This is a genomic window from Frigoribacterium sp. 9N, assembly GCF_902506305.1.
Taxonomy (GTDB): Bacteria; Actinomycetota; Actinomycetes; order Actinomycetales; family Microbacteriaceae; genus Frigoribacterium.
This window is the reverse complement of record NZ_LR733401.1, coordinates 1-2,999: the sequence shown is the minus strand read 5'-3', so window position 1 is coordinate 2,999 and position 2,999 is coordinate 1. Positions and strand designations below refer to the sequence as shown.

At 74.6% G+C, this 2,999-nt stretch carries 2 protein-coding genes; both read left to right on the top strand.

Annotated features, from left to right (window positions below; translation table 11 throughout):
* On the top strand, positions 1-1,931 hold a 1,931-nt coding region (locus ARTHRO9V_RS15585), incomplete at its 5' end, for a tetratricopeptide repeat protein (RefSeq protein ID WP_370516216.1).
* A 16-nt stretch (positions 1,932-1,947) separates the two neighbouring features.
* The gene (locus ARTHRO9V_RS15580) at positions 1,948-2,955 is read left to right on the top strand and encodes a substrate-binding domain-containing protein (RefSeq protein ID WP_123571405.1); all 1,008 of its coding nucleotides are present in this window, start codon (positions 1,948-1,950) and stop codon (positions 2,953-2,955) included.
* The last annotated feature ends 44 nt before the right edge of the window (positions 2,956-2,999 follow it).

Here is a 2,999-nt window from a genome sequence, read left to right as displayed (position 1 = left end):
CCGTCGCCCCGCCCGCCCCCGCCGACGTCGAGACCGTCGAGGAGCTCTTCCTCATCGGTCAGTACCTGCGGCAGTACCGTCACGCGACCCGCTCGCCCGAGCCCTACTGGCGTGAGGCGCTCCGCCGCGACCCGGGCGACGTGCGGAGCAACGTCGCCCTGGCGACCCTCCTCCACGCCGCGGCCCGCTACGACGAAGCCCTCGTGCTCCTCCGTGTCGCGGTGGGCCGTCAGTCGGCCTGGGCGCCGAACCCGGCCGACGGCGACGCCCTCTACCGTCTCGGACTCACGCTCCTGCGCCTCGGGCGCACCCCCGAGGCGAAGGAGGCGCTGGAGAAGTCCGCCTGGAACGCCGCCTGGGTGGCTCCCGCGTCGCTGGCCTTGGCCCGGCTCGCCGGTCCGGCCGACCCCGTCCGGGCCGAGGCCCTGCTGCGCACGGCCCTGTCGCACGGCACCGACAACCTGCAGGTGCGCGACCTGCTCGCGCTGACCCTGCGCGGCCTCGGCCGACACGACGAGGCGGACCGGCTGCTCGCCGAGACCCTCGAGCTCGACCCGCTCGACCAGTGGGCGCGACACCTCGCGGGCCGACGCCTCACGGACGACGCCCCGACGCTGCTCGACGTCGCGCTCGAGTACGGCTCGTCCGGGCACGTCGACGAGGCGCTCCGCGTCCTCGACCTCGCCCAGGGGGCTGTCGCCTCCACCGCGCTCGGGCAGGTGGCCGTCGGTCCGCTGCTCGCCTACCACCGCGCCTCCTCGTTGGCGAGGACCGGCCGCGTCGACGAGGCGCGCCGGGCACTCGCCACGGTCCACGCCCTCGACGCGACCAACTGCCTGCCCTCGCGCCTCGACGACGTCGCCGCCCTGCTCGACGCGGTCGCCCTCGAGCCGGCCGACGGCCTCGCCTGGTCGCTGCTGGGCAGCTGGTGGTACGACCGGGGCCGCGGGCAGGACGCCGTCGACGCGTGGCGACGGGCCGCCGCGACCGACCTGGACGACGCGCAGGCCGCCGTCGTGCAGCGGAACCTCGGCGTGGCCGCCTACAACGTGCTGGCCGACCCCGACCTCGCGGCACGTCACTACGACGACGCGCTGCGCGTCCGTCCCGACGACTCCCGGCTGCTCTTCGAGTCCGACGAGTTGGCCGGGCGGCTGGGGGCGTCCGCCGACGACCGGCTGGCCCAGCTCGAGTCACGGATCGACCTCGTCGCCGAGCGGGACGACCTCTGCGTGGTGCGCGCCCGACTGCTCACCGAGGTGGGACGCCCGGACGACGCGCTCGCCGTGCTCACCTCGCGCAGCTTCCAGCCCTGGGAGGGCGGCGAGGGCCAGGTGCTCGGCGCCTGGGACGACGCGTGCCTCGCCGTGTCCCGTCGGGCGCTGGCCGAGGGCGACGCCGACCGGGCGCGATCCGCCGTCGAGGCCGCCCTCACGCCACCCGCCACTCTCGGCGAGGCACGGCACCCGCTCGCCACCACGGCCGAGCTGCACCTGGCCCTCGGCGACGCGTTCGCCGCGGCGGGAGACGTCGACGCCGCCCGGGCCGCCTGGTCCGCGGCCTCCCGGTCGACCGGCGACTTCGCGGGCATGGCCACGCAGGCCTTCACCGAGCGCAGCGCGGCCACCGTCCGTGCCCTCTCCCGTCTGGGCGAGGTCGAGCGGGCGGCCGACCTCCTGGGGGACTTCGACTCGTACGTGGACGAGCTCTCGCGCACACCGGGCGAGGTCGACTACTTCGCCACCTCGCTACCGTCGATGCTGCTCTTCCACGACGACCCGCAGGACGTGCGCGACGCCGAGGTGGCGACCCTGCGCCGCGTCGTCGCCGCCCTCTCGGCCGAGCTCGGGGTCACGACCGACCCGACCCGCGCCTCCTCCGACCCGACCGCACCCGTGGTCACGCCCGGCGACGACGCCGTGCGCCCCTAGAAAGGAACCCCGACCCATGTCACCCATCACCAGGACCCGACGGCGCGTCCTCGCCGTGGCCGCCGCGCTCGCCGCGTCGGTCGCGCTCGCGGGCTGCTCCATCCCCAGCGCCGACGGAGGCGACGGCGGCACCGAGCGCATCGGCGCCCTCTACCTCGACTCCCAGGGCTTCTACGGCGGCGTCAAGAAGGGCGTCCAGGACGCCGCGGACGCCGACTCGAAGAACGTCGACTTCCTCGAGTCCACCTCGGCGGGCGACGTGTCGAAGGAGAGCTCGTTCATGAACACGCTCACCTCGTCCGCCGTCAGCGCCATCATCCTGTCCGCGGTCTCGACCGACGGCAGCGTCCCCGCGGTCCGGCAGGCCAGCGAGGCCGGCATCCCGGTCATCTGCTACAACACCTGCGTCAGCGACGACGCCGTCGACCAGTACGTCACGGCGTGGGTGCTCGGCGACCCGCTGAAGTTCGGCGGCGACCTCGGGAAGCAGGCCGCGGCCTACTTCACCGAGGCCGGCATCACGGCGCCCAGGATGGGCGTCATCAACTGCGAGCAGTACGAGGTCTGCCAGCAGCGCTACAAGGGCTTCTCCGAGGCACTGACCGCGGCCCTGCCCGGCACCGTGTTCGTCGCCAACCAGGAGGGCGCCGAGGTCGACACCGCCGTCTCGACCGCCGAGCAGATGCTCAGCGCGAACCCCGACCTCGACGGTCTCTACGGTGAGGCGGGCGGCGCGACCGTCGGCGCCTACAAGGCCGTGCAGACCCGAGGGCTCGTCGGTCAGGTCGCCGTCTTCGGTTCGGACATGACGAGCGACATCGCCGCCGAGCTCGCCGACGGTTCGGTGCTCAAGGCCGTCGTCGACATCAGCGGCATCGAGGCGGGCAAGCTCGCCTTCGCCGCGGCCCAGGACGCCATCGACGGCAAGACGCCCGACGAGAAGGTCGTGGCCGCACCGATCGACCTGTACCTGCCGGCCGACGCCGCCGGGTGGACCGAGACCCACCCCGACGGCCTCCCCTGATCGGCGCCGGGGGCCCCGGCACGACGCCGGGCCCCCGCCGCCCC